This window comes from Ancylobacter amanitiformis (assembly GCF_030814815.1).
GTDB classification, from domain to species: domain Bacteria; phylum Pseudomonadota; class Alphaproteobacteria; order Rhizobiales; family Xanthobacteraceae; genus Ancylobacter; species Ancylobacter amanitiformis.
The window spans coordinates 39,602-62,258 of sequence record NZ_JAUSVR010000011.1 but is presented as its reverse complement, the minus strand read 5'-3'; the positions used below and the strand labels follow the sequence as shown (position 1 = coordinate 62,258).

Here is a 22,657-nt window from a genome sequence, read left to right as displayed (position 1 = left end):
GGTCCCTGATAGCTCAGTTGGTAGAGCGTTCGACTGTTAATCGAATGGTCGCAGGTTCGAGTCCTGCTCAGGGAGCCACTCCCCCGTTTCCGGGGCGGCTCAGCTTTTCCTGCACCCTCCCGAATTCTGAAAGTCGCTGGATAATTTGACTTCCAGCCTCCGCTCGCTGCCCCAGCCGGAATCAGCCAGAGCCGCCCCATCCCGCGAATTTGTTGGCCTTGTTGTTGGCCTTCCGTTACGCGATCGCAACCAGACGCGCCGAACGGGATGTGGTGGCCGATCTGCGAGGCCCGCTTGTCGCACCCACGATCAAGCACCGATTTCGGGCCGCGTTCGTCACGCTCGCCAATGAGAGCCGACGCTGGCATTCCGAGCCTTCGGCGCGCATGGAGCGCCGTTCGGTCCCACCATCTCCGGCACAGCGGCCGAGCCAGAAAAGTGGCGACCGACTGACAGGTTCTCCGACGAGGAGAATGGCAGCGTCTATGGCTCCGCCTGGCTCACCCAGCATGAGCGCCAGCTTTTAACGGGTGCCACCGTGGCCATCAGCGGAGACGGCGGCTTCTCGATCACGCGGCCGAACGGCAAGCGGGCCTATCCGCTCGCCGCCGCCGAGAAGGGCGACGCCCGCGTCAAGCTGACGGCGAAGGGTACCGCCGGCCATGGCGCGCTGGTGAATGACGACAACGCGATCGCCCGGCTGGCGGCGATGGTCGAGCGTATCGGCACCCACGCGTTCCCGATCCACCACACGCCCAACTCGATGCCATGCTGGCGAGGTTCGAAGATTTCCCGGGCACCCGTTTCCTCGATGAAACGTTCGATGAGCCATCGGCGGAACTCGGCTTTTTCGCCTCGACCATCCATGCGTCGCTGCGCGACGCCGAGGGTCGTGTCGTGGCCTATCTGCGTCCGGGTGGTACGGACGGCAAGCGGCTGTCGAAGATCGGCATCAACGGCCACGGCTTCGTGCCCATGAAGCTGCCGGCAGATTTCGGTTATTGCGGGCTTTTCCACGCCGTCGACGAGCGCGTGCCGGTGGAGGCGCTGAAATTCGGCGTGCGGGTTCTGCGGCACGTCATCCGCGACAGCTGGGGCGCCAGCCCGGCTTGCTCGCGGCAAGTACAGGCCGTTTCATGTGACAGACCGTTTCATGTGACAGGCCCGATTCATGAAAATGGTCTCGCCGCTGGAGAGCCGCGCCTTTGCCGGGCTGTGGTTCAGCTATTCGATATCGGTGATGGCGACGGCACGGCGGCCGACGATCGTGGCCCGAATGTTCTCGATGGACCCGGCGGCCTTGCGGCGCTGGGCATCGTTCCCACCTTTCGGACCCTCGGGGTTTCTCGGCGGCGCCGTCGCCGGTGGCCCCTGCCGGCGGCGGCAAGACCACCGGGCCCTCCCTCCGGCGCGCGAACCCATGCCAGCTTGAGAAGGACGGCAGGGCGCTCAGTCCCAGGCCAGCGCGCCGCCATTCTGGTATTCGATGACGCGGGTCTCGAAGAAGTTCTTTTCCTTCTTGAGGTCCATGGTCTCGCTCATCCACGGGAACGGGTTGGGGGTTTCCGCGAAGACCGGCGCCAGCCCGATCTGGGCGCAGCGCCTGTTCGCGATGAAGTGCATATATTGTTCGCACAAGGCCGCGTTCAGCCCGAGGAACCCGTTCGGCATGGTGTCGCGGCCATAGGCGGCTTCCAGATCGGCCGCGTCCTTCAGCATGGCGCGCACCTCGTCCTGGAAGGCGGGCGTCCACAAATGCGGATTCTCGATCCTGATCTGGTTGATCACGTCGATGCCGAAATTCAGGTGGATGCTCTCATCGCGCAGAATATATTGATATTGCTCGGCAATTCCGACCATCTTGTTGCGTCGGCCGAGCGACAGGATCTGGGCGAAGCCGGTGTAGAACCACATGCCCTCGAACACGACATAGAAGGCCACGAGATCGCGCAGGAAGGCCTGGTCGGCCTCCGGCGTGCCGGTCGCGAATTCCGCGTCGTCGAGATGCCGGGTATGCTTCAGCGCCCACGCCGCCTTGTCGGTGATGGAGGGCACCTCGCGGTACATGTTGAACAGTTCGCCCTCATCCAGCCCGAGGCTTTCCACGATGTACTGGAAGGTGTGGGTATGCACCGCTTCCTCGAAGGCCTGTCGCAAGAGGTATTGCCGGCATTCCGGATTGGTGAGGTGGCGATAGATCGCCAGCACGATATTGTTGGCGACAAGGCTTTCCGACGCGGCGAAGAAGCCGAGATTGCGCTTGATGGCGCGGCGCTCGTCCTCGGTCAGGCCATCGCGCGATTTCCAAAGCGCGATGTCGGCCTGCATCGACACTTCGGTCGGCATCCAGTGATTGTTGCAGCCGGACAGGTACTTCTCCCACGCCCATTTGTATTTGAGCGGCAGAAGCTGGTTCACGTCGGCTCGCGCGTTGATCATCCGCTTGTCGTCCACCGAGACCCGCGCGCCGGAGCGGTCGATCTCGCCGAGACCGCCGGCATCCGCCGGCGGGGCGTAGCCGGCGGGCGCGGGGGAAAGCGGGCGGGCCGGGGGGCTGTCGAGGTCGGACCAGTCGAGCATCATCAGGGTTTCCTTCTCGCCGCTCACTGGCAGGCTTCGCAGTCGGGATCGTTGATCGAGCAGGCCTGCCCCCAGGACGCCTCCGGGTTCACCAGGATCGGCGCGGCAATGGGCGCGGCAATGGGCGCAACAGGGCCGGAGGAGACGGCGTTGAGCTTGCCGTCCGTGCCCTTCAACGTCGATTTCTCGACATGGGTGGCCGAACGCGAGCGCAGGTAATAGGTGGTCTTGAGCCCGCGCTTCCACGCCAGCCGGTAAAGCTCGTCCAACTTCCTGCCCGAGGGGTTGGCGATGTAGAGATTGAGCGACTGCGACTGGTCGATCCATTTCTGCCGGCGCGCTGCCGCCTCGATCAGCCACGCGCTGTCGATCTCGAAGGCCGTGGCGTAGAGCGCCTTGAGATCGTCCGGCACGCGATCGATCGACGCGAGGCTGCCGTCGAAATATTTGAGGTCCGACACCATCACCTCGTCCCACAGGCCCCGCTGCTTCAGGTCGCGCACCAGCGCGGCGTTCACCACCGTGAAATCGCCCGACATGTTCGATTTGGCGAACAGGTTCTGGTAGACCGGCTCGATCGACTGCGACACGCCGCAGATATTGGAGATCGTCGCGGTCGGCGCGATCGCCATCGTGTTGGAGTTGCGCATGCCGAAGCGGACCACGCGGGCCCGCAGGCTCTCCCAATCGAGCGTCGAGGAGCGGTCCACATCCAGCCCGCCGCGCGCCTCGCTCAGCAATTCGATGCTGTCGATCGGCAGGGTGCCCTTCGACCATAGCGAGCCTTCGAAGGACGGGTAACGCCCGCGCTCGGCCGCAAGGTCGCAGGAGGCGGAAATCGCGTGGAAGCTCACTGCCTCCATGCTCTCATCGGCGAAACGCACGGCCGCCGGCGAGCCATAGGGGATGCGCAGCGCCTGCAGCGCGTCCTGGAAGCCCATGATGCCGAGCCCGACGGGTCGGTGGCGCAGATTCGAGCGGCGCGCTTCGGGAATGGTGTAGAAATTGATGTCGATGACGTTGTCGAGCATCCGCATCGCGGTGGTCACGGTGCGTTGCAGGCGGGCGTGATCCAGCCCCTGGCGCGTGACATGCGCCAACAGGTTGACCGAGCCGAGATTGCACACCGCGACCTCGTCATTGGACGTGTTGAGGGTGATCTCGGTGCACAGATTCGACGAGTGAACCACGCCGACATGGCCCTGCGGCGAGCGGATGTTGCAGGGATCCTTGAAGGTGATCCAGGGGTGGCCGGTCTCGAACAGCAGGGTGAGCATGCGCCGCCAGAGATCGGCCGCGCGCACCTGCTTGAACACCTTCAGCTCGCCGCGCGCGGCGCGCGCCTCATGGGCCTCATAGGCCGCCTTGAAGGTGGGGCCGACGAGATCGTGCAGGTCCGGCGTCTCGTCCGGTGAGAACAGCGTCCATTGCGCGTCGTCGGCGAGGCGCTGCATGAACAGGTCCGGCACCCAGTTGGCGGTGTTCATGTCATGGGTGCGGCGGCGGTCGTCGCCGGTGTTCTTGCGCAGGTCGAGGAACTCCTCGATGTCGATGTGCCATGTCTCGAGATAGGCGCAGACCGCGCCCTTGCGCTTGCCGCCCTGGTTGACCGCGATGGCGGTGTCATTGGCGACTTTCAGGAATGGCACGATGCCCTGGCTCTCGCCATTGGTGCCCTTGATGTGAGCGCCGAGGCCGCGCACCTGTGTCCAGTCATTGCCGAGCCCGCCGGAATATTTGGCCAGAAGGGCATTGTCCTTGATCGACGTGAAGATGCCGTCGAGATCGTCCGGAACGGTGGTGAGGAAGCAGGAGGAAAGCTGCGGGCGCGGCGTGCCGGCATTGAACAGGGTTGGCGTCGAGGCCATGAAATCGAAGGACGACAGCAGGTCGTAAAATTCGATCGCCCTGGCCTCGCGGTCGATCTCGCGCATCGCGAGCCCCATGGCGACGCGCATGAAGAAGGCCTGCGGCAGCTCGAAACGTATGCCGCGCACATGCAGGAAATAGCGATCATACAGCGTCTGCAGGCCGAGATAGTCGAATTGCAGGTCGCGCTCGGGCAGCAGCGCAGCGGCGAGGCGCGCGAGGTCGAAGCGGCCAAGCTCGGGGTCGATCCGCTCATGGGCGATGCCGGTCGCGACATAGGCGCGGAAATAGTCGGCATAGCGGGCCGGCATCTCGCCCTGCGTCGCCTGATCGGGCCGGCCGGTCGTGAAGCTCAGAGCCTCGCGGCGCAGCTTGTCGAGCAGCAGCCGGGCGCTCACCTTGGCGTAGTTCGGCTCGGTCTCGATCAGGGTGCGGGCGGCGAGGATGGGGGCCAGCGCCAGTTCGTCCTGGCGAATGCCGTCATAGAGGTTGCGGTTGGTCTCGATCCGCACGGCGTCGGCGCAGACGCCCTCCAGCGCGGCGCAGGATTCGGCAATGAGCGCCGCCAGCCGGGCGCCATCCAGCACGGCCAGCGAGCCGTCGGCAAGCTTCATGCGCAGCGCGGGCGCCTCGGGGGCCTGCGCGGCGATGGAGGCTTCGGCCCGCTCCTGCGCCCGCTTCTCGCGATAGAGCACATAGGCGCGGGCAACCTTGTGATGTTCGCCGCGCATCAGCGCCAGCTCGACCTGATCCTGAATATCCTCGATGTGGAAGCTGCGCCCGAAATCGGCCCGGCGCGTGAGGCCGGCGACGATCTGCTCGGCGAGGCCGGCGACGATGTCGTGGACCCGGCGCGAGGCGGCGGCGCTGTTGCCTTCCACCGCGAGGAACGCCTTGGTCAGCGCCACCGCGATCTTGGAACCGTCGAACGGCGTCACCGCGCCATTGCGGCGAATGACCTGATAGCCCGGCTCGGCAGCGGGCTTTGCCGCCAGGGCGGCGGGAACGGGCGCGGAGAGGCCCGCGTGATTTTCGGTCGAAAGAGACATCGGCTTGAACCCCAGATGTTGGGGGGCAAAGGCCGAGCGGACGCGATGGGAATCCGGCGGACGAGCCGCGGAAGTGCCAGCGCACCACCGGGACACCCCGCCCAGGGACGTTACATGCTGTCGCGGCAGGTCTCCTGGCTCGCGGGTCAATGCCTCCGTCCGGCCTTCCCGAACCGTTGCGGGTTCAGTGACGCGGAATGGACGTCGGCTCGCCGCTTACAGTTGCGGGGGCAGCTCCGGTTTTGCCTGGTCCCCAGACGCAGGACCGATGGCGCACCGAATTCCCTCTTAGCTCGCGAACCCCATGGATTCGAGAGACCGTGACCCCTAGATATAGATGTGCGACCTCAGTTCATGTCAATGGGTTGGGTCTCATCTTCGATCGAGACCAAGAATGGGGTCAGACGCGCCCGGCGCGCCACGAGGGCGCGCTCCCGCTTGCTCCTTGGCAACATGCGGCGCGCGAGTGGCGGATTCCGTTGGGAGGAACCCCGGCATCGCGCCATAATCGCGGCGCGCGCCCTCCCCCGCGGCGTGCCGAACTCCCGCTGAACTCCGTGCCGAGCGCGCATGCGACATTTCCTGCCGACACCCTTGGTTCACCGGCGCGGCGCGTGCCCCCGCGCCCGCCAACCGATTTCCGGAGCGGCGGAATGACCGGAACGGCCGCCGCCGCGGATGGCTGGGCTCTCGGCGGCGGCGCCGAGCCGGTGGTGATCGGCTTCTATCTGGTTCCCGGCTTTCCGCTTCTTTCCTTCTCGGCGGCGATCGATCCGCTGCGGCAGGCGAACCGCCTGAGCGGGCGCGCGCTCTATCGCTGGGTGCTGATCTCCGCCGACGGTGGACCGGTGCGCAGCAGCGCGGCGGTCGACGTGGCGGCGGATGGCTCGATCGACACCGCCCCGCCCTGTCACCTCGTCATCGTCTGCGCCGGTCTGGACACGACGGCCCATTACAGCCGCCGGCTGTTCAGCTGGTTTCGCCGGCTCCGGCGGCAGGCCTGCCGCCTCGGGGCGATCAGCACCGGCGCCTATCTGCTCGCCCGCGCGGGGATGCTGGACGGCCGGCGCTGCGCGGTCCATTGGGAGGCGGCGGCGGAATTCCAGGACGCCTTTCCCCGCTGCCTGCTGACGCGCGACATTTTCAGCGTCGACGGGCCGTTCATCACCTCGTCCGGCGGCACGGTCACGCTGGACATGATGCTCTACATCGTCGAGGCGGCGCATGGCCGCCCGCTGGCCGCCGCCATTTCCGAACAGCTCAACCACTCGCGGATCCGCCTCAACGACGAGGCGCAGCGCATGCGCCCGCAGGCCAAGTTCGGCATCACCCACGCCAAGCTGTGCGAGGTGATCCGCCTGATGGAGGAGCATATCGACGCGCCGCTCGACCTCGCGACGCTGGCCGGGCGCGTCGCGCTCTCGCGCCGCCAGCTCGAAAGGCTGTTCGGCACCCATCTCAAGGACACGCCGTCCGGCTTCTATCTCCGGCTGCGCATGGAGCGGGCGCGCGCACTCATCACCCAGAGCACGCTGGGCCTGCCCGAGATCGCGCGGAACTGCGGCTACGAGACCCTGGGCCCGTTCGGCCGGATGTACCGGCGCCAGTTCGGCAGCACCCCGGCGCAGGCCCGGCGCGGTGCCGGCCTGTAGCCGCCGCGCCGGGCCGGCGATGCGCTTGCGCGCATGTCGCGTCAGGAATGTTGGATGTCGCGTTACAGCATATCGGCACGGGTGCGATTCGTCTTAATTGCCCGCACAGATCGGCACCCCGAGCCACGCTGCCCGCTCCGCGGACGATGCCGGTGAAAGAGGGCCGAGATGGCCGCCAGCCTGTCCATTTCCGCTTGTGAAAGCCGGCATTCTCCATGTCGAGGCGTCTCGCGTCCGCAGATTTCGGCCCGATACGGGCCATCCTCCCGCTCGTGCTCGCCATCGCCATCGTCACGGCCGGCAGCGGCCTGCTGACCACCCGCACGGCGCTGGAACTCTCCCTCGCCAAGGCCAGCGTGGGGGCGATACGAAGCGTCATCACCGGCTATCCCCTCGGCTTCCTGCTGGGCTGTGCCTTGGCGCGGCCGCTAATCGCCCGCATCGGCCATGGCCGGGCCTTCCAGCTGATGGCGGCGCTGACCGGCCTTGCGACGATGCTGTTCCTCGCCTCGTCGGAAGTGTGGGTCTGGACCGGGCTGCGCATCGTCAACGGCTTCGCCATGGCGGTGATCTTCACCGTCGCGGAAAGCTGGATCAACCTCGATTCCGGGCCGCGCAACCGGGGCTCGCTCATCGCCTTCTACATGATCATGAGCACGCTCGGCCTTGTCGCGGGCCAGTCCATGATCAATCTCGGCGACCCGACCGGCGCCGGCCTGATCCTGCTCGCCGCGTTGATCTGCCTGGCGGCCGCCCTGCCCTTCGCGGTGGACGGGCGCATGCGGCCGGCGGGCTATGATCCCTCCCGCGCCGAGCCGGCCACCGACGAGGTCGTCTCCTTCGGCCGGCTGCTGCGCATCACCCCGCTCATCGTGGTGCTCGCCGTGCTGCAGACCGGTATGACGAACATGAATTTCGGTGTGCTGGCGCCCATCTACGCCACGCATACCGGCCATCCCGCCGGCACCGCCGCCGCGCTGGTGATCGTGTTCAGCCTCGGCGGCTTCATCGCGCAGTTTCCCGTGGGCTGGCTTTCCGACCGGATCGACCGGCCGCTGATCCTCGCCGGCGCGGGCCTCATCGCCGCGCTGTGCTGCCTGGCGACGGCGCTGTTCGGCCATCTGTCGACGCCGCTGCTGTTCGTCCTGCTATTCGTCTATGGCGCGACGACGCTGTGCATCTATCCCGTCGCCATCGCCTATGCCGGCGCGACGGTCGAGCGGCGCTTCGTGGTGGCGGTTTCCGGCCGGCTGCTATTCGTCTATTCGATCGGCGCGGTCATCGCCCCGCCCCTGTCCAACGAATTGATGGCCCGCATCGAGCCGGCGGCGCTGTTCCTGTTCCTCGGCGCCATCTCGCTTGTCGTCGGCGTGGGCGGCGTGGCGGAATTCGCGCGCTCCCGGCGGAGAACGGCCCGATGAACGGCCATGCGACGCCTTTCACCGACCTATGGACGCGATAGCGCCCCTTTGGGAGACCGACGCATGAGCGTGAACGATGGCAGAACCGGCGGCCCGCCGCGCGACTATGCCGGCTATGGACGCTTCGCGCCCAAGGTGCGCTGGCCGGGCGGCGCCAAGGTCGCGATCAATCTCGTGCTGGTCTACGAGGAAGGCTCGGAAATCGACTTCGCCACGGACGGCGTCAATGACAGCTGGGGCGAATATGGCCTGCCCTCCATCGACAGCGGCCGCGACCTCGGCACCGAGACGCATTTCGAGTTCGGTTCCCGCGCGGGCGTGTGGCGGCTGACGCGGCTGTTCGACCGTTATGATGTGCCCATCACCGTCTCCGGCACCGCGGTGGCGCTGGAGATGAACCCCGGACTGGTCGGCTGGATCCGGCAGCGCGGGCATGACGTGCTCGGCCACGGGCTGCGCTGGACCGAATACTGGACGCTGCCGCGCGAGGAAGAGCGCCGGCAGTTGCAGGAGGCCATCGCGCTGTACACGCGCGTGCTCGGCGCACGCCCGCTCGGCTGGAACTGCCGCTCGCGGCCGAGCATCCATACGCGTGATCTCCTCGTCGAGGAGGGCGGCTTTCTCTATGATTCAGACCCCTGCAACGACGAACTGCCCTATTTCGTCGACGTTCGGGGCAACCGCCTGCTGGTGGTGCCCTATTCCAAGACGTTCAACGACAGCCGCTATCTCATCGCGCCGGGCTATTCCAACCCGGGCGATTTCGCGCGCGACTGCTGCTGCGCCATCGACTATCTCGCCGACGAAGCCGAGGAGATCGGCGGGCGGATGATGACCATTGCCGTGCATGCGCGCTGGACGGGGCAGCCGAACCGCGCCTCGGGCCTGCGCGATGTCATCCGGCACGTGCGGACACGCGGCGACGTCGCCTTCCTGCGGCGCGCCGACATCGCCTCCTTCTGGCTCGATCATCACGCGGACGGGCCGGCAACATGAGCCCGGCCCGATGACGCGCGTCGATCTCCTGCTGGCCGGCGCGCGGGTCGTGCATGCCGACCGGGTCGCGGCGGCGGATGTCGCCGTCGCGCACGGGCGGATCGTCGCCCTGCTGCCGCCGGGCACGCCGATCGCGGCGGGCCATGTCGTCGACCTCGCGGGGCGGCTGCTGTTTCCCGGCCTCGTCGACGCGCATGTGCACCTGCGCGAGCCCGGCCTGACGCACAAGGAAGACATCGCCTCCGGCACGCGCGCGGCGGCAGCGGGCGGCGTGACGACGCTGCTGGTCATGCCGACCGACGAGCCATGGACGCAGGCGCCCGAGCACCTCGAACAGAAGACGGCGCTGGCGCGGGCGCGCGCCCATGTCGATCTCGGCTTTCAGACGACGCTCGCCCGCGAGGGCACGGATCCTTCGGAGCTGGCCGGGTCGGGCGCCGTCTCCATCGAGCTGTTCACCGCCGATGTGCCGGCGCTGTTCCTGCACGACACGCTGGCGAGCCTCATCGCCGCGCTCGCCCGGATCGGTCCGGCCGGCGTCGTCGCGGGCATCTCGCCGGGGGACCAGTCGGTGCTCGACGCCGCGGAGAGGCTCGGCGGGGCGTCGATCGAGGCGTTCGGCGCCAGCCGTCCGCCGGCCGCCGAGGCGATGGGCGTCGCGCGGGCAATCACCGCGGCGGCCGCCACCGGTGCGCGCGTGCACATCCGGCAGGTCAATTCCGCGCTCGGCCTCGCCACGCTCCGGGCAATGAAGCCGCTCGCCGACGTGAGTGCGGAGACGACGGTGCAGAACCTGCTGTTCACCGCGCAGGATTATGTCCGTCTCGGTGCGGCCATCAAGGCCTCGCCCCCGTTCCGCCAGCCGGCCGATGTCGAGGCCCTGCGGGCGGCGGTGCGCGATGGCACGATCGACATGGTCGCCACCGACCATGCCCCGCACAGCCCGGCCGAGAAGGCGGCGCACTACCCGCGCTTCGGCGACATTCCCGGCGGCATGCCGGGCGTGCAGACCCTGCTGCCGATGATGCTGCATCTCGCCGCGACCGGCGTGCTCGCCCTGCCCGATATCGCCCGGCTCTGCGCCGCCAACCCGGCCGCCCGCTTCGGCCTCGGCACGCGCAAGGGCCAGATCGCCGAGGGCTTCGACGCCGACATGGTGGCGGTCGATCCCGCGCGGGCGAGCACGATCCGTTCGGGCGACCAGCTCAGCAAGGCGGCGGCGACGCCGTTCGACGGCGTGCGCGTGCCCTATCATGTCGAGAGCGTGTGGCTGGCCGGACGGCGGATCGCGCAGGATGGCGTGCCGCTCGGCCCGGCTCTCGGCCGGGTGGTCACGCCCCGGCGGGACGGGCGGCCCGCGTGAGCGAGGCGCGGATGAAATCGGCGGCGCGGCGCCGGCCGGACAGGCTCGGCTCGATCACCACGATGTGCCGGGCATAGGCCGTGCCGGAAGGCGGGGCGAGAAGCGTCACGCCCTCCCCCGGCAGCCCGGCCCAGGCCGGCACCAGCGCGTTGCCCAGCCCTTCGGCCACCAGCAGTGCGATGGCCTCCAGCGCATCGAGATCGCACAGGACGGGCGGCGCGATCCCCATATCGGCCATGTAGCGCGCCACCAGCCGGCCGCCGAAGCTCGACGGCTCGTAGCGGATGAAGGGATGGGCCGAGGCGTGGCGCGCGATGGCCTCCGGCGGCAGTTCGTCCCGCGTCATGTAGACCAGCGGCTCGCTGCGGATCCGCGTGCTGGCCAGCGTCTTGGGCAGGGCGAAGGGTGGCTCGACCAGGATCGCCATGTCGAGATCGCCGGCGATCAGGCTCTCCAGCAGGGCGGAGGATGACCCCGGCACCAGCCGCAGCCGGAGCCGCGGCGCCCGCGCCGCCGCATCGCGGATGGTGGCCGGCAGCAGGCCGGTAAGCGCGGTGGAGATGGCGCCGATGCGCAATTCGCCGGTCGGCTCCTCCCCCGCGACGTCGGCCCTCAGCGCTTCGCTTTCGCGCAGGATCCCGCGGGCGCGCGGCAGCAGGGCGAGACATGCCTCGGTGGGCCGCACGGTATGGGCGCCGCGGGCCAGCAGCGTGCAGTCCAGTTCGCGCTCCAGCGCCTGGATGCGCTGGCTCAGGGCGGCGGCGGTCAGCTTCTCCCGCCGCGCCGCGCCGGCGATGGAGCCGGTTTCCACCACGGCGATCAGGCTGCGGAGAAAGCGCGTATCCAATGGTTTTTCCTGTGCTCAGACCCAGATGGACGGCGGTTTTTCTTGAGGTGGCATGCTTTAGCATGGGGTGAACGCGTGCAGGAGGCCCCATGAAATCGCTGTTCCACCTCGCCTATCACGTCACCGATCTGGATGAGGCGCGCGCCTTCTATGGCGGCGTGCTCGGCTGCACCGAAGGCCGCAGCACGCAGACCTGGGTCGATTTCGACTTTTTCGGCCACCAGATCTCGCTGCATCTGGGCGAGCCTTTCGCGGTGACGCGCACCGGCAAGGTCGGCGACCATATGGTGATGATGCCGCATCTGGGCGTCGTGCTGCCGCTGGAGGGCTGGCTCGCGCTGGCCGAGCGGCTTCAGGCAGGCGGCATCGCCTTCGACATCCCCCCGGTGATCCGCTTCGAAGGCGAGCCGGGCGAGCAGCGCACCATGTTCTTCTTCGACCCGAGCGGAAACCCGATCGAGGTCAAGGGCTTCAAGGATTTCGACAGCGTCTTCGCCCATTAGGGCGCCGCGTCCCCGGCCCGGCCCCGCGACTCCATGCCGCCGGGCCGGGAATTTCCGCCGGCCCGGTCAGGCGCGCAGCCGCGCGCCGGCCGCGTCGAAGGGCGGCGCGTCGAGCAGCACCGCCGCGTGATCGCGCCCGAGAATGGCGACGGTGAGCCGATCGCCCGGCGCCGCGCGGCCCGCCTCCACATAGCCGAGCGCCAGCGACATGCCGACCGAATAGCCATAGGCACCGGAACTGACATGGCCGACCGGCGTGCCGTCGGCGAGGAAGATCGGCTCGCCCCCGGTGGCGTCGGTGCCCGCGGCCTCCACCTTCAGCATGACAAGGCGCGAGCGCGCCGGCTTGTCGGCGATGGCGAGATAGGCATCGCGGTTGAGGAAGTCGCCCTTGTCGAGCTTGACCAGCCGGTCGAGCCCGGCCTCCTGCGGCCAGTATTCCGGCGAATATTCGCGGCCCCAGCTGCCATATCCCTTCTCGATGCGCAGCGAGGCCAGCGCCCGCCCGCCAACCGGGCCGGCCCCCAGTTCCCGCCCGGCATCCAGCAGCGCGCCGTAGAGCGTCGTCTGGTCGGCCTCGGCGCAATGCAGTTCCCAGCCGAGATCCCCCGTGAAGGAGACCCGCAGCGCGGTGACATCGACCCCGGCCACCTTCATCCGGCGCGATTGCGCGAAGGGAAAGGCCTCGCTGGACAGGTCCTGGTTGGTCAGGCGCTGCAGCCATTCGCGCGAGCGCGGGCCGGCCACGCTGAAACCGCTCATCGTCTCGGTGATGGAGCGGAAAGAGGTGCCCTCCGGCAGTGGAACGGCCTTGAAGAAGCGCTGGTGGTAACGCTCGGCCATGCCCGAGCCGATGACGAGATAATCGTCCTGCCCGATGCAGGTCACGGTGAAGTCGCCAGCAATGCCGCCGCGCTTGCCGATCAGCGGCGTCAGGCAGGAGCGGCCGGGCGCGCGCGGCATGCGGTTGGCGAACACCGCGTCGAGCCAGGCTTGCGCGCCCGGGCCCGTCACCGCGTAGCGGGCGAAGTTGGAGATATCGATGATGCCGGCGCTCTCGCGCAGCATGCGGGCCTCGCGCCCCGCCGGCTCCCACCAGTTCTGCCGTTCGAAGCCCGTCGTCTCCTCCCGCGCCTCGCCCTCGGCCGCGAACCAGAGCGGGTGCTCCCAGCCATAATTGAGGCCGAACACGGCGCCGAGCGCCTGCTGCATCGCATAGGCGGGCCGGGTGCGGACGGGGCGCCCGGCGGCGCGTTCCTCATTGGGAAAATGGATCTTGAAGCGGTGGCTGTACTGGTCTTCCACCCGCGCCTTGGTGAAGGCCTTGCCGGCCCAGGCACCAAAGCGCGACAGGTCCCAGCCGAACATGTCCATCGAGGGCTCGCCCTCCACCATCCATTCGGCGGCGAGCCGGCCGAGGCCGCCCGATTGCGAGAAGCCGGGGATGATGCCGTTGCAGCAGAAATAGTTGCTCAGCTCGGGCACCGGCCCGAACAGGGCGGCGCTGTCCGGCGACCAGATCATCGGGCCGTTGATCACGCGGCGGATGCCGACCGCGCCGACGGCGGGCACCCGGTCGATGGCGCGCATCATGTTGGGCTCGATGCGGCCGAGATCGTCGGGGAACAGTTCGTGGCCGAAATTCAACGGCGTGCCGTTCTCCGCCCAGAAGCGCATGTCGCGCTCATAGGCGCCGACCAGCAGGCCGAGGCCCTCCTGGCGCAGATAATATTCGCCGTCGCGATCGGCGACCGAGGGCAGGCGACGGCCGAGGCCGGCGATTTCGGGGATCGTTTCGGTGACGAAATACTGGTGCTCGGTCGGGATCAGCGGCAGTTCGAGCCCCGCCATCGCGGCCACCTCGCGCGCCCACAGGCCGGCGGCGTTGATCACCCATTGCGCGCGGATGTCACCCTTTTCGGTGCGCACGATCCAGCCGCCATCGGCCTGCGGCTCGGTGCCGATGACGGGGGTGAAACGGTGGATCTCCGCCCCCATCTGCCGCGCGCCCTTGGCATAGGCATGGGTGACGCCGGAGGGATCGACATTGCCACCCTCGGGCTCGAACATGATGCAGCGAATGCCGTCGAAATCGACCAGCGGATGCAGCCGCTCGGCCTCGTCGCGGCTGACCTCGTGGAAATTCATGCCGTAACGCCGGGCCTTGGCCGCCTGCAGGCGCAGCTGGTGCTCGCGCGCCTCGGTCTGGGCGAGATAGAGCGAGCCGGGCTGGAAGATGCCGCAGCTCTGCTCGGTCTCGATCTCCAGCTCCCGGTAGAGCTTCATCGTGTAGTGCTGCAGCCGGCTGATATTGGTGGAATCGTGCAGGCCGTGAATATTGGCCGCGGCATGCCAGGTCGACCCGGAGGTCAGTTCGCTGCGCTCCAGCAGGACGGAATCGGTCCAGCCGAGCTTGGCGAGATGGTAGAGGATCGAGCAGCCGACCAGACCGCCGCCGATCACCACAGCCTGTGCATGAGTGCGCATGGAGGAACGTCCTTGTTGGATCGAGAGTCGCACCGGGCGGTGCCGGCGTGGTGTCATCCGGTGCGACGCGCGCGGGCGCGCCCGGCTTGCGTTCGGTCTCAATAGCCGCGCTGGGGATCGACGACGTTCGCCAGCGCCTCGCCCCGGCGATAGGCGGCGAGATTGCGGGAAAACCGCTCGAAGGACCGCGCCGACCATTGCGCATCCGCCGATGAGCAATGCGGGGTGACGAGCACCTTCTCGTGCGTCCAGAACGGATGTCCGGGCGGCAGCGGCTCGGTGAGGAAGACATCGAGCGCCGCCCCGCGCAGGCGCCCGCCATCGAGCGCGGCCAGCAGCGCCCCTTCATCGACCACCCCGCCGCGCGAGACGTCGATCAACACCGCCGTGGCGCGCATGGCGGCGAAGGCGGCGGCATCGACCAGCGCGCGCGTCGCGGGCGTCAGCGGCAGGCAACAGGCAATGTAGTCGGCGCGGCCCCACAGGTCGGGCAGGTCCGCAGCGGCGTGCACCTCGTCGAATGACGCGGCTGGCGCGGGCCGGGCACGGACGCCGAGCACCTTCATGCCCATCGCCTTCGCCCGCTGCGCAATGGCCTGCCCCGTGCCTCCCATGCCGAGCACCAGCAGCGTGCGGCCCTGGATGGGCTCCGGCTGGTGCGACGCCCATGCCTGTGCGCGCTGCGCGCGGGCGAGAACCGGAAGGCCGAGCGAGAAGCTCAGCATCATGCCGAGGATGTATTCGGCCATGAGATCGGCCGCCACGCCGGCCGCGTTCGTCACCGTTACCCGCGCCGGATCCCAGCTGTGGAGGTGATCGGTGCCCGAGCCTCCCACCGAAATCCACCGCACGCCGGCACTGCCGAGCAGCGCCGCGCGGGGAAAGGGTTCGTCGCGCATGAACCGGGTGGAATAGACGACCTCGGCCTCGCTCGCGCGGATCGCCTCGGCGAGGCCGTGATGGCTGTCGCAGATGGCAACCGGCAGGCCGGGGTGCTCGCGGGCGAGAATTTCCCGCCCGATGGCCGGCTCGTCGCTATGGATCAGGACGGACGGACTGCGCATGAAGACCCCGCTCACGCCGCGCGGCCGGGGCGGCGCCCGGCAATGACCGCCGGCCGCCGCCGCGCCGCCGGCGGGGGCGGAAGGTGACGGGCGGTGGGCTCATCCCGACGGAGGGCCGATTTCAGGAGACCGAAGACCATCTCACGCTCTTGTCGTCGAGAAGGCGCGGCGAGCCTGCCGCGTCGGCGTTTCTCGATCGTCATGCTCCGACCCGGGGCACCGGCCCCGCGCCACACCTGGCTTCTGCACACATGAACTCTAGGCGCCGGAAAGGTGGCGATCACGCAAGATCGCCGGGGGCTATGGCCTCGAAATAATCGTGGGAGGCGTGGCAGCGTCCACGGCATGCCCGGCCTCACGATCCACGCGGGTGAGAACGCTCAGCCATCGAACGCGATCACGAACGCCGTCAGCAGCGCGATGGCGGCGGCGAGATCTTCCATTTCCATGGCCTCGTCGGGATTGTGGCTACCGTTCCGGTTGCGCACGAAGACCATGGCGGTCGGCACGCCGGCTTCGGCGAAGGCGGCGGCATCGTGGCCCGCGCCGCTGGGAATCGGGGGCGCGGCAAGCCCACAGGAGGCGGCCGCGCGCGACAGCCCTGCCATCAGCCCCGCATCCATCGCCGCCGCGTTCCAGTGAAAGATCGGACCCAGTTCGAAGCTTACGCCACGGCGGGCCGCGATGTCGGCGCAGATTTCGCCGATGCGGCGCTCCAGTCCTGTCAGGATCGCCGCGTCGATGCTCCGCAGATCCAGCGTGAAACCGAGATCGCCGAGCACGCGGCTGCCGCCATGCTGGGCGGGATCGGATTCGACACGGCCGAAGGTGATGGTCGCTTCGCCCCCGCGCTGCTCGATCGCGTCCCATTCCCGCTCCAGCGCGGTGACGAAATCGTTGAAGCCGAGCACCGCGTCGTGCCGGGCGAAACGCGGCTCGGCGCCGGAATGGGCATAGCGGCCGACGCAGCGCGCCGCCGTGTAGCGCAGCCCGCCGGCAATGCCGGTGACGATGCCGATGGGCGCGCCGGCGGCGACAAGCCGTGGGCCCTGCTCGATGTGAAGCTCGATGAAAGCGGCGATGTCGCGCGGGGCGATCTGCACGATGCCCCGCCGCACCGGCTCGGGATCGAAACCCGCCTGCGCCATGTGGTCGGCGAGGCTGCGGCCGGTATCGCTGCGCAGTGCCTCCAGCGCCTCCGGCGGCAGACGGCCGAGCGCGGCGAGGCTGCCGGGATAGGCCAGCGGAAACCACGCGGCCTCTTCGGCGCGGGTGATCAGCACGGTCAGGTCACGCGGCAATCGGGCGCCCTGCGCGACGAGGTTCGCCATCACCGCGATGCCGCCGGCCACGCCCGCCGCGCCGTCGAAATTGCCGCCATGCGGCACGCTGTCCGCATGCGAGCCGATGAGGAGAGCGGGAAGCTGCCGCTGCCGTCCCGGCAGCGTCAGGTAGAGATTGCCGAACGCGTCGACGCGCCGCTCCGCCCCCAGCGCGACCACCGCCGCGCCGAGCCGCGCATGGGCATAGTGCTCGCCCTCCCCGAACGCGGCGCGGGTAATGCCGGGCGGATCGGCCGTGGCGCTGGCGAGATCGGCGAGGAGTTCACCGGCAAGGCGCACGCCGGCGAGGCGCGCGCTGGAATCGGCAACACGCTGGGTCATTGGCACATTGCCCGCCACGACTTCGGTGATGGGACGCGCGCAGGCGCCCCTTGGAGCGCCCGGCGTGGCGGCCCGGGCGGGCCGCGACGCCGGGCGGGAAGCCGCGTCAGGACATCCAGACCTTGACGATGTCGATCTCGCGCGAGGGATGCGCGGCATAGCCATGCACCTTGGCGCTCGACAGGTTGTAGACCGGCCGCCAGACCGGCTGCACCATCACCGCGTCGTCCTGCAGGATCTTCTCCACCTTCTCCATCTTCGCCTTGCGCGCCTCGACCCCGACGGTCGATTCCGCGTCCGCCAGCGCGGCGTCGAAAGCCGGGTTGGAATAGTGGCTCTCGTTCCACGGCACGCCGCTGCGATAGGCGAGGCCAAGCGTCATCGTGCCGAGCGGGCGGTGGCTCCAGGAGGTGATGCCGAACGGCGTATCCTTCCAGATCTCCCAGTAGCGGGTGGTCGGCACGACATTCACCGCCAGCTTGATGCCGGCATCGGCCAGCTGGTCGCGCAGCGCCTCGCACACGGCCTGATGCCACGGGCCATCGGTGTTGCCGCAATCGATGGTGATCGCCAGGCCGTCGGCATGGCCGGCTTCCTTCAGCAGCGCCTTGGCGCCCGCGACATCCCGCTTGAGCGGCGGCAGCGGGAAATATTCCGGATGGACCGGCGCGACGTGGAAATTATAGGCGGGCACACCGCCTTCCGGGAACAGCAATTGCTGGATCGCGTCATTGTCGGCCGCCTTCACGATCGCCTGCCGCACGCGGATATCGTCGAACGGCTTCTTGTCGTTCTGCATGCGGCAGCACACGGTCTGCGCCGACACGGCGGAATAGATCTTCACGTCGGGCAGCGACTTGGCCAGTTCGAGCTGGTCCGACGTCAGTTCATAAATGGCGTCGACCGTGCCGGAGGCCAGCGCCGCGGTCTGGTTCTCCAGATCGAAATTGAAGAAATGCACCTCGTCCAGATAGACGTCGCCGCCCCAGTAGACGAAATCCTTGCCATCCGTGGTCTTCTTCACGCGCTGGAGAATGCAGCGATCGCCAACCGCGAGTTGCTTGAGCGTGAACGGGCCGGTGCCCAGAGGCGCGTCCGAGAACGGCGCCTTGAAGGAGGGGTGCACGATCTGGGTGGGGTATTGCGCGCAGTCCTCCGGCACCGACAGGACCGGCCGCGCGAGGTTGAGCTTCACCGTGTGCGTATCGATGACTTCGATGCCATTGGCGATCGGCCGGCGCATGGCCTTGCCCTTGGCATCCTTCTCGCCCGTCTCCTCGGAGAGCGAACTGAAGGTCGACAGGCCGATATTGGACGAGCCGAGCTTGGAATCGCACCAACGGCGCAGGTTGAAGGCCACGTGCTCGGCCGTCAGTTCCTCGCCATTGTGCCACATCACGCCCTTGCGGACGCGCAGCACCCAGGTCTTGAGGTCGTCGGAAGGCTCCCAGCCCTCCAGCAGCATCGGCCGGGTGATGTTGTCGGGCCCGAGCAGCGCGAGGTGCTCGATGATCGGGCGGGTCTGGTTGGACATCTCGTTCCAGCTGTAGAGCGCGGGGTCGTCCAGCTTGGCCACCCGCTGGCCGATGCGCAGCACGCCGCCGGCCTTCGCATCGGGATCGATCTTCGGCCATGGCATGGCGACGGGCGCCGTGTTCGCGGCCATGGCGGGGCTGACGAGGCCGGCCATGGATCCGGCGGCGCCTACCGACACGCCGAGCAGCGCCGCCATCCGGACGAAGCTGCGACGGTCCATCTGGCCATCATCGAGCTGACGCTTGAGTTCGCGGATGAGCGGCTTGTCCTGAAACCCGGTCATTTGTTCCCCTTTTTCATCTGATTGCGGAAGGTTCATGCGACGCGTGGACGGCCGGAACGATGGTTGCCGCGGAGCCTGCATCGACACGGAAGGCGGACGATGCGCGGCGCGGACGCACCACGCCGACATGTTACCGCGATCGCGATCGACCAACCGACCGCGCGCCCCGCACGCCGGGCGCGCCGAGCCTTCCAGATCGTCCGGATTCCGCGTCGTTGCGTCTTTTATGGCTCGATTGACCCAAGCCTATCGTGGGCAAGCGCGCAATCACGCAAGAAATTTACGGCCATTGCCCCGCTTTTTTTTGCGCTGCGAAAGGGATGCGCATTGCCGGCGGGGAATGCCATCACTAGGCTCGCACGGATGGCCTGTCACCCGGATACCACATGAAGCCGCCGGCTCCCCTGAACTATATCCGCTCCTTCGAGAGCGCGGCGCGCCATCTCAGCTTCACCGCCGCCGCGCAGGAGCTGGGCTATACGCAGGCGGCGATCAGCAGCCATGTGCGGGCGCTGGAGCAGTATATCGGGCGCCAGCTGTTCATCCGCTACCCGCGCAGCCTCAAGCTCACCGACATGGGCGAGGCGTTCCTGCCCACGCTGCGGCAGGCGCTGGCGGAAATCGACAATGCCACCGAGGCCATCGTCGCCAAGGGGCGCAACCGCACTGTCGTCGTCACCTGCCCCGTCAGTCTCGCGGAAAACTGGCTGGCCGCCGTGATGGCGCCTTTCCACGGCGTGCATCCCGCCATCGAGGTGGTGCTGCAGGGCACGGTCTGGGAGGACACGGACGAGCAGCTCTCCGACCTCACCATCGCGATCCGCCGCTTCGACGACCAGCCCTCTTCCGGCACCTTGCTGTGGGATGACGAACTCGTGCTGGTCTGCTCGCCCAGGCTGCTGGCGGGCGATGCGCCGCTGCGGACCGGCGCCGATGTGATGCGGCAGCCGTGGATCCAGGTGCTGGGGCGGCAGGAATGCTGGCAGATCATGGCCGAGGCGCTGCATCTGGGCACCGCCGAACGCCCGCGCAGCCTCGCGGCGAACTCCACCAATGTGGCACTGGAACTGGCCGCCCGCGGGGCGGGTATCGTCGCCACGCAATGGTCGCTGGCGCAGGTCTATATCGAGCGCGGCCTGCTGGTGGAGCCGCTGCCGGTGCGGCGGCCGAGCCCATGGGCGTATTATCTCGTCGAAAATCCGCTCTCCAAGGGCAATTACTGCCGCGCGGTGCGGGAATGGATCGTCGCGCACGCCGCCGCGAACAAAGCCAACCCGCCGCGGGCCTGACACAGACTTAGCAGGCAGTTATTTTCTGATTCCTTTATTGTATTTCGTACAATTCGCTGCGAAAATAATGAAGTCGTGAATACACGACTGATGTCGAATGCAAAATCGAGCGAAGCACAACAATTACATTGCGATTCTATGTTAAAGAATAATATTTGATAGAAATTGCGATATAAAATCATATCTCTTAAAATTGAGAGAATTAAATGATTAATATTGAAATGTTATTAATCATATTATTGATTATCATTGGTTCTGTGTGCGCATTCCTTATTATTCTTATAAAAATATACTCAGATAAGATAATTGTCTTAAATAAAGAAAAATCTACAATGGTGATAAATAATGTTTCATCTGAGTTTAAGCATCAAAATAATGACATAGAAATACCTAAACTGTACTACGATTATGTTCGAGATGAAATAGAACATGAAGATAATATTACAAATCAACGATTAACATGGGCGATTACGTTCCAGGGTTTTCTTATCGGAGCCATCGGCGTTCTTGTTGGCTTCAATTGGACAGGCGGGGATGCCGTCATCGCCCTACGTAAAGTTATTCTGGCCGTGCTTCCCGTTATGGGCATCTCGTTTGGGATCATCGCGCTTGGCGGAATATGGGCATCTCGAAAGGCCATCGAAAAAGTCAAAGAAGATTGGGAAGAGCGAAACAACGTTTGGGGTCTTTACCCGAACCGCGTGCCGCAAGCCTATGGTCAAGGGAGCGCCTTCAACGTTGGCACGGGTTACGCTGTCTGGATCGCAAAGCTGTTCATTGTCACATGGCTGGTCATCCTGCTGGCGCAGATTATGTTCATCCTGAAGATCACGATCCCACATTGCGAGACCCAGTCCGTTGATGTCCTACGGTGTATTTTCACCGATGTAGGTTCGCATGAAGCCCGGTTGAACCTATAGGCGCGAAGTTGCGCTGATGTGGCCCCGCGCCCTACCCGCCCCCCGTATCCGGGAAGGCGGGGCCGCCGGCGCCGAGCCGGGCGGCGACGCGGTCCATTGCCTCGGCGGGCCCCACTGTCACCCTCAGGCAGTGGCCAAGCCCGTAGCCGTCCATGCCGCGCAGCAGCAGTCCCTCCGCGCGCAGCGACCTATCGGCGGCGCGGCACGCGCGCGGGCAGTCAAAGGGAATGAGCAGGAAATTGGCGTGGCTGCGGGGCGGCGCGAAGCCGGCAGCCCGCAGCGCGGCGGCAAGCGCCTCGCGCGCCCGGCGGGTCTCGGTGACGATGGCGCGCATATGCGCCCCGTCGCGCATCGCCGCCGCCGCCATGGCCTGGCTCACCGCGCCGATATTGTTGGGGTTGAGCAGCTTGCGGGCTTCGGCGCCGATCGCCGGGGGAAACAGTCCCCAGCCGACGCGGGCACCGGCCAGCCCATAGGCCTTGGAAAAGCTGCGCAGCAGCACCGTGCCGCCGCCGGCCACGAGATCGAAAACCGGACGCCCCTCCTGGTCATCGAACTCGCCATAGGCCTGGTCGACCACCAGCAGCACCCGCGCGGGCAGGCCGGCGCGCAGGCGGACAATCTCGGCATTGGCGATGCGCGTGCCGGTCGGGTTGCCCGGATTGCAGACGAAGACGATCCGCGTGTCGGGCCCGACCGAGCGCAGGAGGGCATCGACGCACACCGTGTAATCCGTCTCGTCGGCACAGACATAGCGGGCGCCGGACTGCCGGCAGGCGGTGGCGACGAAGAGATAGCCGAAGCGCGAGCCGAGCACCGTGTCTCCCGGCCCGCTGAAGGCCCGGATCACCGCGCCGATCAGCTCCATCGACCCCGCCCCGCAGAGAATGCCCTCGCCCGGCACGTCATGCACCGCGGCGATGGCCGCGCGCAGGTCGCTCCAGTCCGGGTCGGGATAGAGCGCGCCGCAGGCCAGCGCCGCCGCCCCCGCCGCCAGCGCCTGCGGGCTCGGGGGAAAGGCGCTCTCGTTCTGCGCCAGCGAGATCGCCCCCTCCGGCACCGGATCGGCCAGCGGATAGGGCGCCATGGCGGCCACGGCCGGGATTGGTGCGATCATGCGCGAGACATTTCCGC

General features: G+C 67.3%; 16 protein-coding genes, 1 tRNA gene and 1 riboswitch. Of the genes, 8 read left to right on the top strand and 9 right to left on the bottom strand.

Annotation, left to right across the window (positions count from 1 at the left end; translation table 11 throughout):
- The first annotated feature begins 2 nt into the window (after positions 1-2).
- Positions 3-78, top strand: a tRNA-Asn gene (locus QOZ99_RS15825).
- A 516-nt stretch (positions 79-594) separates the two neighbouring features.
- Here QOZ99_RS15825 and QOZ99_RS15820 read toward each other — a convergent pair.
- The 3 genes from QOZ99_RS15820 to QOZ99_RS15810 form a co-directional block, all read right to left on the bottom strand.
- On the bottom strand, positions 595-1,077 hold the full coding sequence (locus tag QOZ99_RS15820) for a hypothetical protein (RefSeq protein ID WP_306890965.1): 483 nt from the start codon (positions 1,075-1,077) through the stop codon (positions 595-597).
- 372 nt (positions 1,078-1,449) lie between these two features.
- Positions 1,450-2,580 carry a ribonucleotide-diphosphate reductase subunit beta gene (locus QOZ99_RS15815; RefSeq protein WP_306891035.1) on the bottom strand — a complete coding sequence of 377 codons (1,131 nt, stop codon included), beginning with the start codon at positions 2,578-2,580 and terminating at the stop codon, positions 1,450-1,452.
- A 23-nt stretch (positions 2,581-2,603) separates the two neighbouring features.
- Positions 2,604-5,498, bottom strand: a complete 2,895-nt coding sequence (locus QOZ99_RS15810) for a ribonucleoside-diphosphate reductase subunit alpha (RefSeq protein ID WP_306890964.1) — start codon at positions 5,496-5,498, stop codon at positions 2,604-2,606.
- 107 nt (positions 5,499-5,605) lie between these two features.
- Positions 5,606-5,836, bottom strand: a riboswitch (cobalamin riboswitch).
- A 315-nt stretch (positions 5,837-6,151) separates the two neighbouring features.
- Here QOZ99_RS15810 and QOZ99_RS15805 point away from each other — a divergent pair.
- From QOZ99_RS15805 to QOZ99_RS15790, 4 genes are all read left to right on the top strand, one after another.
- Entirely contained in the window at positions 6,152-7,150 is a 999-nt protein-coding gene (locus QOZ99_RS15805) for a GlxA family transcriptional regulator (protein WP_306890963.1), read from the top strand.
- 215 nt (positions 7,151-7,365) lie between these two features.
- Positions 7,366-8,571, top strand: a complete 1,206-nt coding sequence (locus QOZ99_RS15800; protein WP_306890962.1) for an MFS transporter — start codon at positions 7,366-7,368, stop codon at positions 8,569-8,571.
- A 63-nt stretch (positions 8,572-8,634) separates the two neighbouring features.
- A complete protein-coding gene (locus tag QOZ99_RS15795) occupies positions 8,635-9,567 on the top strand; it encodes a polysaccharide deacetylase family protein (protein ID WP_306890961.1) in 933 nt (310 codons plus the stop codon).
- A 10-nt stretch (positions 9,568-9,577) separates the two neighbouring features.
- The gene (locus tag QOZ99_RS15790; RefSeq protein WP_306890960.1) at positions 9,578-10,930 is read left to right on the top strand and encodes a dihydroorotase; all 1,353 of its coding nucleotides are present in this window, start codon (positions 9,578-9,580) and stop codon (positions 10,928-10,930) included.
- On the opposite strand, the gene QOZ99_RS15785 is transcribed toward QOZ99_RS15790, so the two are convergent.
- On the bottom strand, positions 10,899-11,777 hold the full coding sequence (locus QOZ99_RS15785) for a LysR substrate-binding domain-containing protein (protein ID WP_306890959.1): 879 nt from the start codon (positions 11,775-11,777) through the stop codon (positions 10,899-10,901). The genes QOZ99_RS15790 and QOZ99_RS15785 overlap by 32 nt on opposite strands.
- Before the next feature lie 89 nt (positions 11,778-11,866).
- Between QOZ99_RS15785 and QOZ99_RS15780 the strand changes: the two genes are divergently transcribed.
- A complete protein-coding gene (locus QOZ99_RS15780; RefSeq protein WP_306890958.1) occupies positions 11,867-12,280 on the top strand; it encodes a VOC family protein in 414 nt (137 codons plus the stop codon).
- Positions 12,281-12,346: 66 nt separating this feature from the next.
- Here the strand turns inward: QOZ99_RS15780 and QOZ99_RS15775 are convergent, their stop codons facing one another.
- From QOZ99_RS15775 to QOZ99_RS15760, 4 genes are all read right to left on the bottom strand, one after another.
- Positions 12,347-14,767, bottom strand: coding sequence for a GcvT family protein (locus QOZ99_RS15775; RefSeq protein ID WP_306890957.1), 2,421 nt, complete (start codon positions 14,765-14,767; stop codon positions 12,347-12,349).
- Between the two features lie 98 nt (positions 14,768-14,865).
- Entirely contained in the window at positions 14,866-15,831 is a 966-nt protein-coding gene (locus tag QOZ99_RS15770) for a D-2-hydroxyacid dehydrogenase (protein WP_306890956.1), read from the bottom strand.
- Positions 15,832-16,211: 380 nt separating this feature from the next.
- On the bottom strand, positions 16,212-17,495 hold the full coding sequence (locus QOZ99_RS15765) for a Zn-dependent hydrolase (RefSeq protein WP_306890955.1): 1,284 nt from the start codon (positions 17,493-17,495) through the stop codon (positions 16,212-16,214).
- Between the two features lie 106 nt (positions 17,496-17,601).
- Positions 17,602-19,314 carry an ABC transporter substrate-binding protein gene (locus QOZ99_RS15760; RefSeq protein ID WP_306890954.1) on the bottom strand — a complete coding sequence of 571 codons (1,713 nt, stop codon included), beginning with the start codon at positions 19,312-19,314 and terminating at the stop codon, positions 17,602-17,604.
- A gap of 386 nt (positions 19,315-19,700) precedes the next feature.
- Between QOZ99_RS15760 and QOZ99_RS15755 the strand changes: the two genes are divergently transcribed.
- Together QOZ99_RS15755 and QOZ99_RS15750 are read left to right on the top strand one after the other, a co-directional pair.
- The gene (locus tag QOZ99_RS15755) at positions 19,701-20,603 is read left to right on the top strand and encodes a LysR substrate-binding domain-containing protein (protein WP_306890952.1); all 903 of its coding nucleotides are present in this window, start codon (positions 19,701-19,703) and stop codon (positions 20,601-20,603) included.
- A 206-nt stretch (positions 20,604-20,809) separates the two neighbouring features.
- Positions 20,810-21,523: a hypothetical protein gene (locus QOZ99_RS15750; RefSeq protein WP_306890951.1), complete on the top strand. Its 714-nt coding sequence runs from the start codon at positions 20,810-20,812 to the stop codon at positions 21,521-21,523.
- A gap of 31 nt (positions 21,524-21,554) precedes the next feature.
- Here QOZ99_RS15750 and QOZ99_RS15745 read toward each other — a convergent pair whose 3' ends face one another.
- Positions 21,555-22,640 carry a pyridoxal phosphate-dependent aminotransferase gene (locus QOZ99_RS15745; protein WP_306890949.1) on the bottom strand — a complete coding sequence of 362 codons (1,086 nt, stop codon included), beginning with the start codon at positions 22,638-22,640 and terminating at the stop codon, positions 21,555-21,557.
- Positions 22,641-22,657: the final 17 nt, after the last annotated feature.

Excerpts from the sequence above, each read along its gene's own strand:
- QOZ99_RS15815 (WP_306891035.1), bottom strand. The coding sequence starts at position 2,580 with ATGCTCGACTGGTCCGACCTCGACAGCCCCCCGGCCCGCCCGCTTTCC.
- QOZ99_RS15810 (WP_306890964.1), bottom strand. The coding sequence starts at position 5,498 with ATGTCTCTTTCGACCGAAAATCACGCGGGCCTCTCCGCGCCCGTTCCC.
- QOZ99_RS15805 (WP_306890963.1), top strand. The coding sequence starts at position 6,152 with ATGACCGGAACGGCCGCCGCCGCGGATGGCTGGGCTCTCGGCGGCGGC.
- QOZ99_RS15800 (WP_306890962.1), top strand. The coding sequence starts at position 7,366 with ATGTCGAGGCGTCTCGCGTCCGCAGATTTCGGCCCGATACGGGCCATC.
- QOZ99_RS15795 (WP_306890961.1), top strand. The coding sequence starts at position 8,635 with ATGAGCGTGAACGATGGCAGAACCGGCGGCCCGCCGCGCGACTATGCC.
- QOZ99_RS15790 (WP_306890960.1), top strand. The coding sequence starts at position 9,578 with ATGACGCGCGTCGATCTCCTGCTGGCCGGCGCGCGGGTCGTGCATGCC.
- QOZ99_RS15780 (WP_306890958.1), top strand. The coding sequence starts at position 11,867 with ATGAAATCGCTGTTCCACCTCGCCTATCACGTCACCGATCTGGATGAG.
- QOZ99_RS15775 (WP_306890957.1), bottom strand. The coding sequence starts at position 14,767 with ATGCGCACTCATGCACAGGCTGTGGTGATCGGCGGCGGTCTGGTCGGC.
- QOZ99_RS15770 (WP_306890956.1), bottom strand. The coding sequence starts at position 15,831 with ATGCGCAGTCCGTCCGTCCTGATCCATAGCGACGAGCCGGCCATCGGG.
- QOZ99_RS15765 (WP_306890955.1), bottom strand. The coding sequence starts at position 17,495 with ATGACCCAGCGTGTTGCCGATTCCAGCGCGCGCCTCGCCGGCGTGCGC.
- QOZ99_RS15760 (WP_306890954.1), bottom strand. The coding sequence starts at position 19,314 with ATGACCGGGTTTCAGGACAAGCCGCTCATCCGCGAACTCAAGCGTCAG.
- QOZ99_RS15755 (WP_306890952.1), top strand. The coding sequence starts at position 19,701 with ATGAAGCCGCCGGCTCCCCTGAACTATATCCGCTCCTTCGAGAGCGCG.
- QOZ99_RS15750 (WP_306890951.1), top strand. The coding sequence starts at position 20,810 with ATGATTAATATTGAAATGTTATTAATCATATTATTGATTATCATTGGT.
- QOZ99_RS15745 (WP_306890949.1), bottom strand. The coding sequence starts at position 22,640 with ATGATCGCACCAATCCCGGCCGTGGCCGCCATGGCGCCCTATCCGCTG.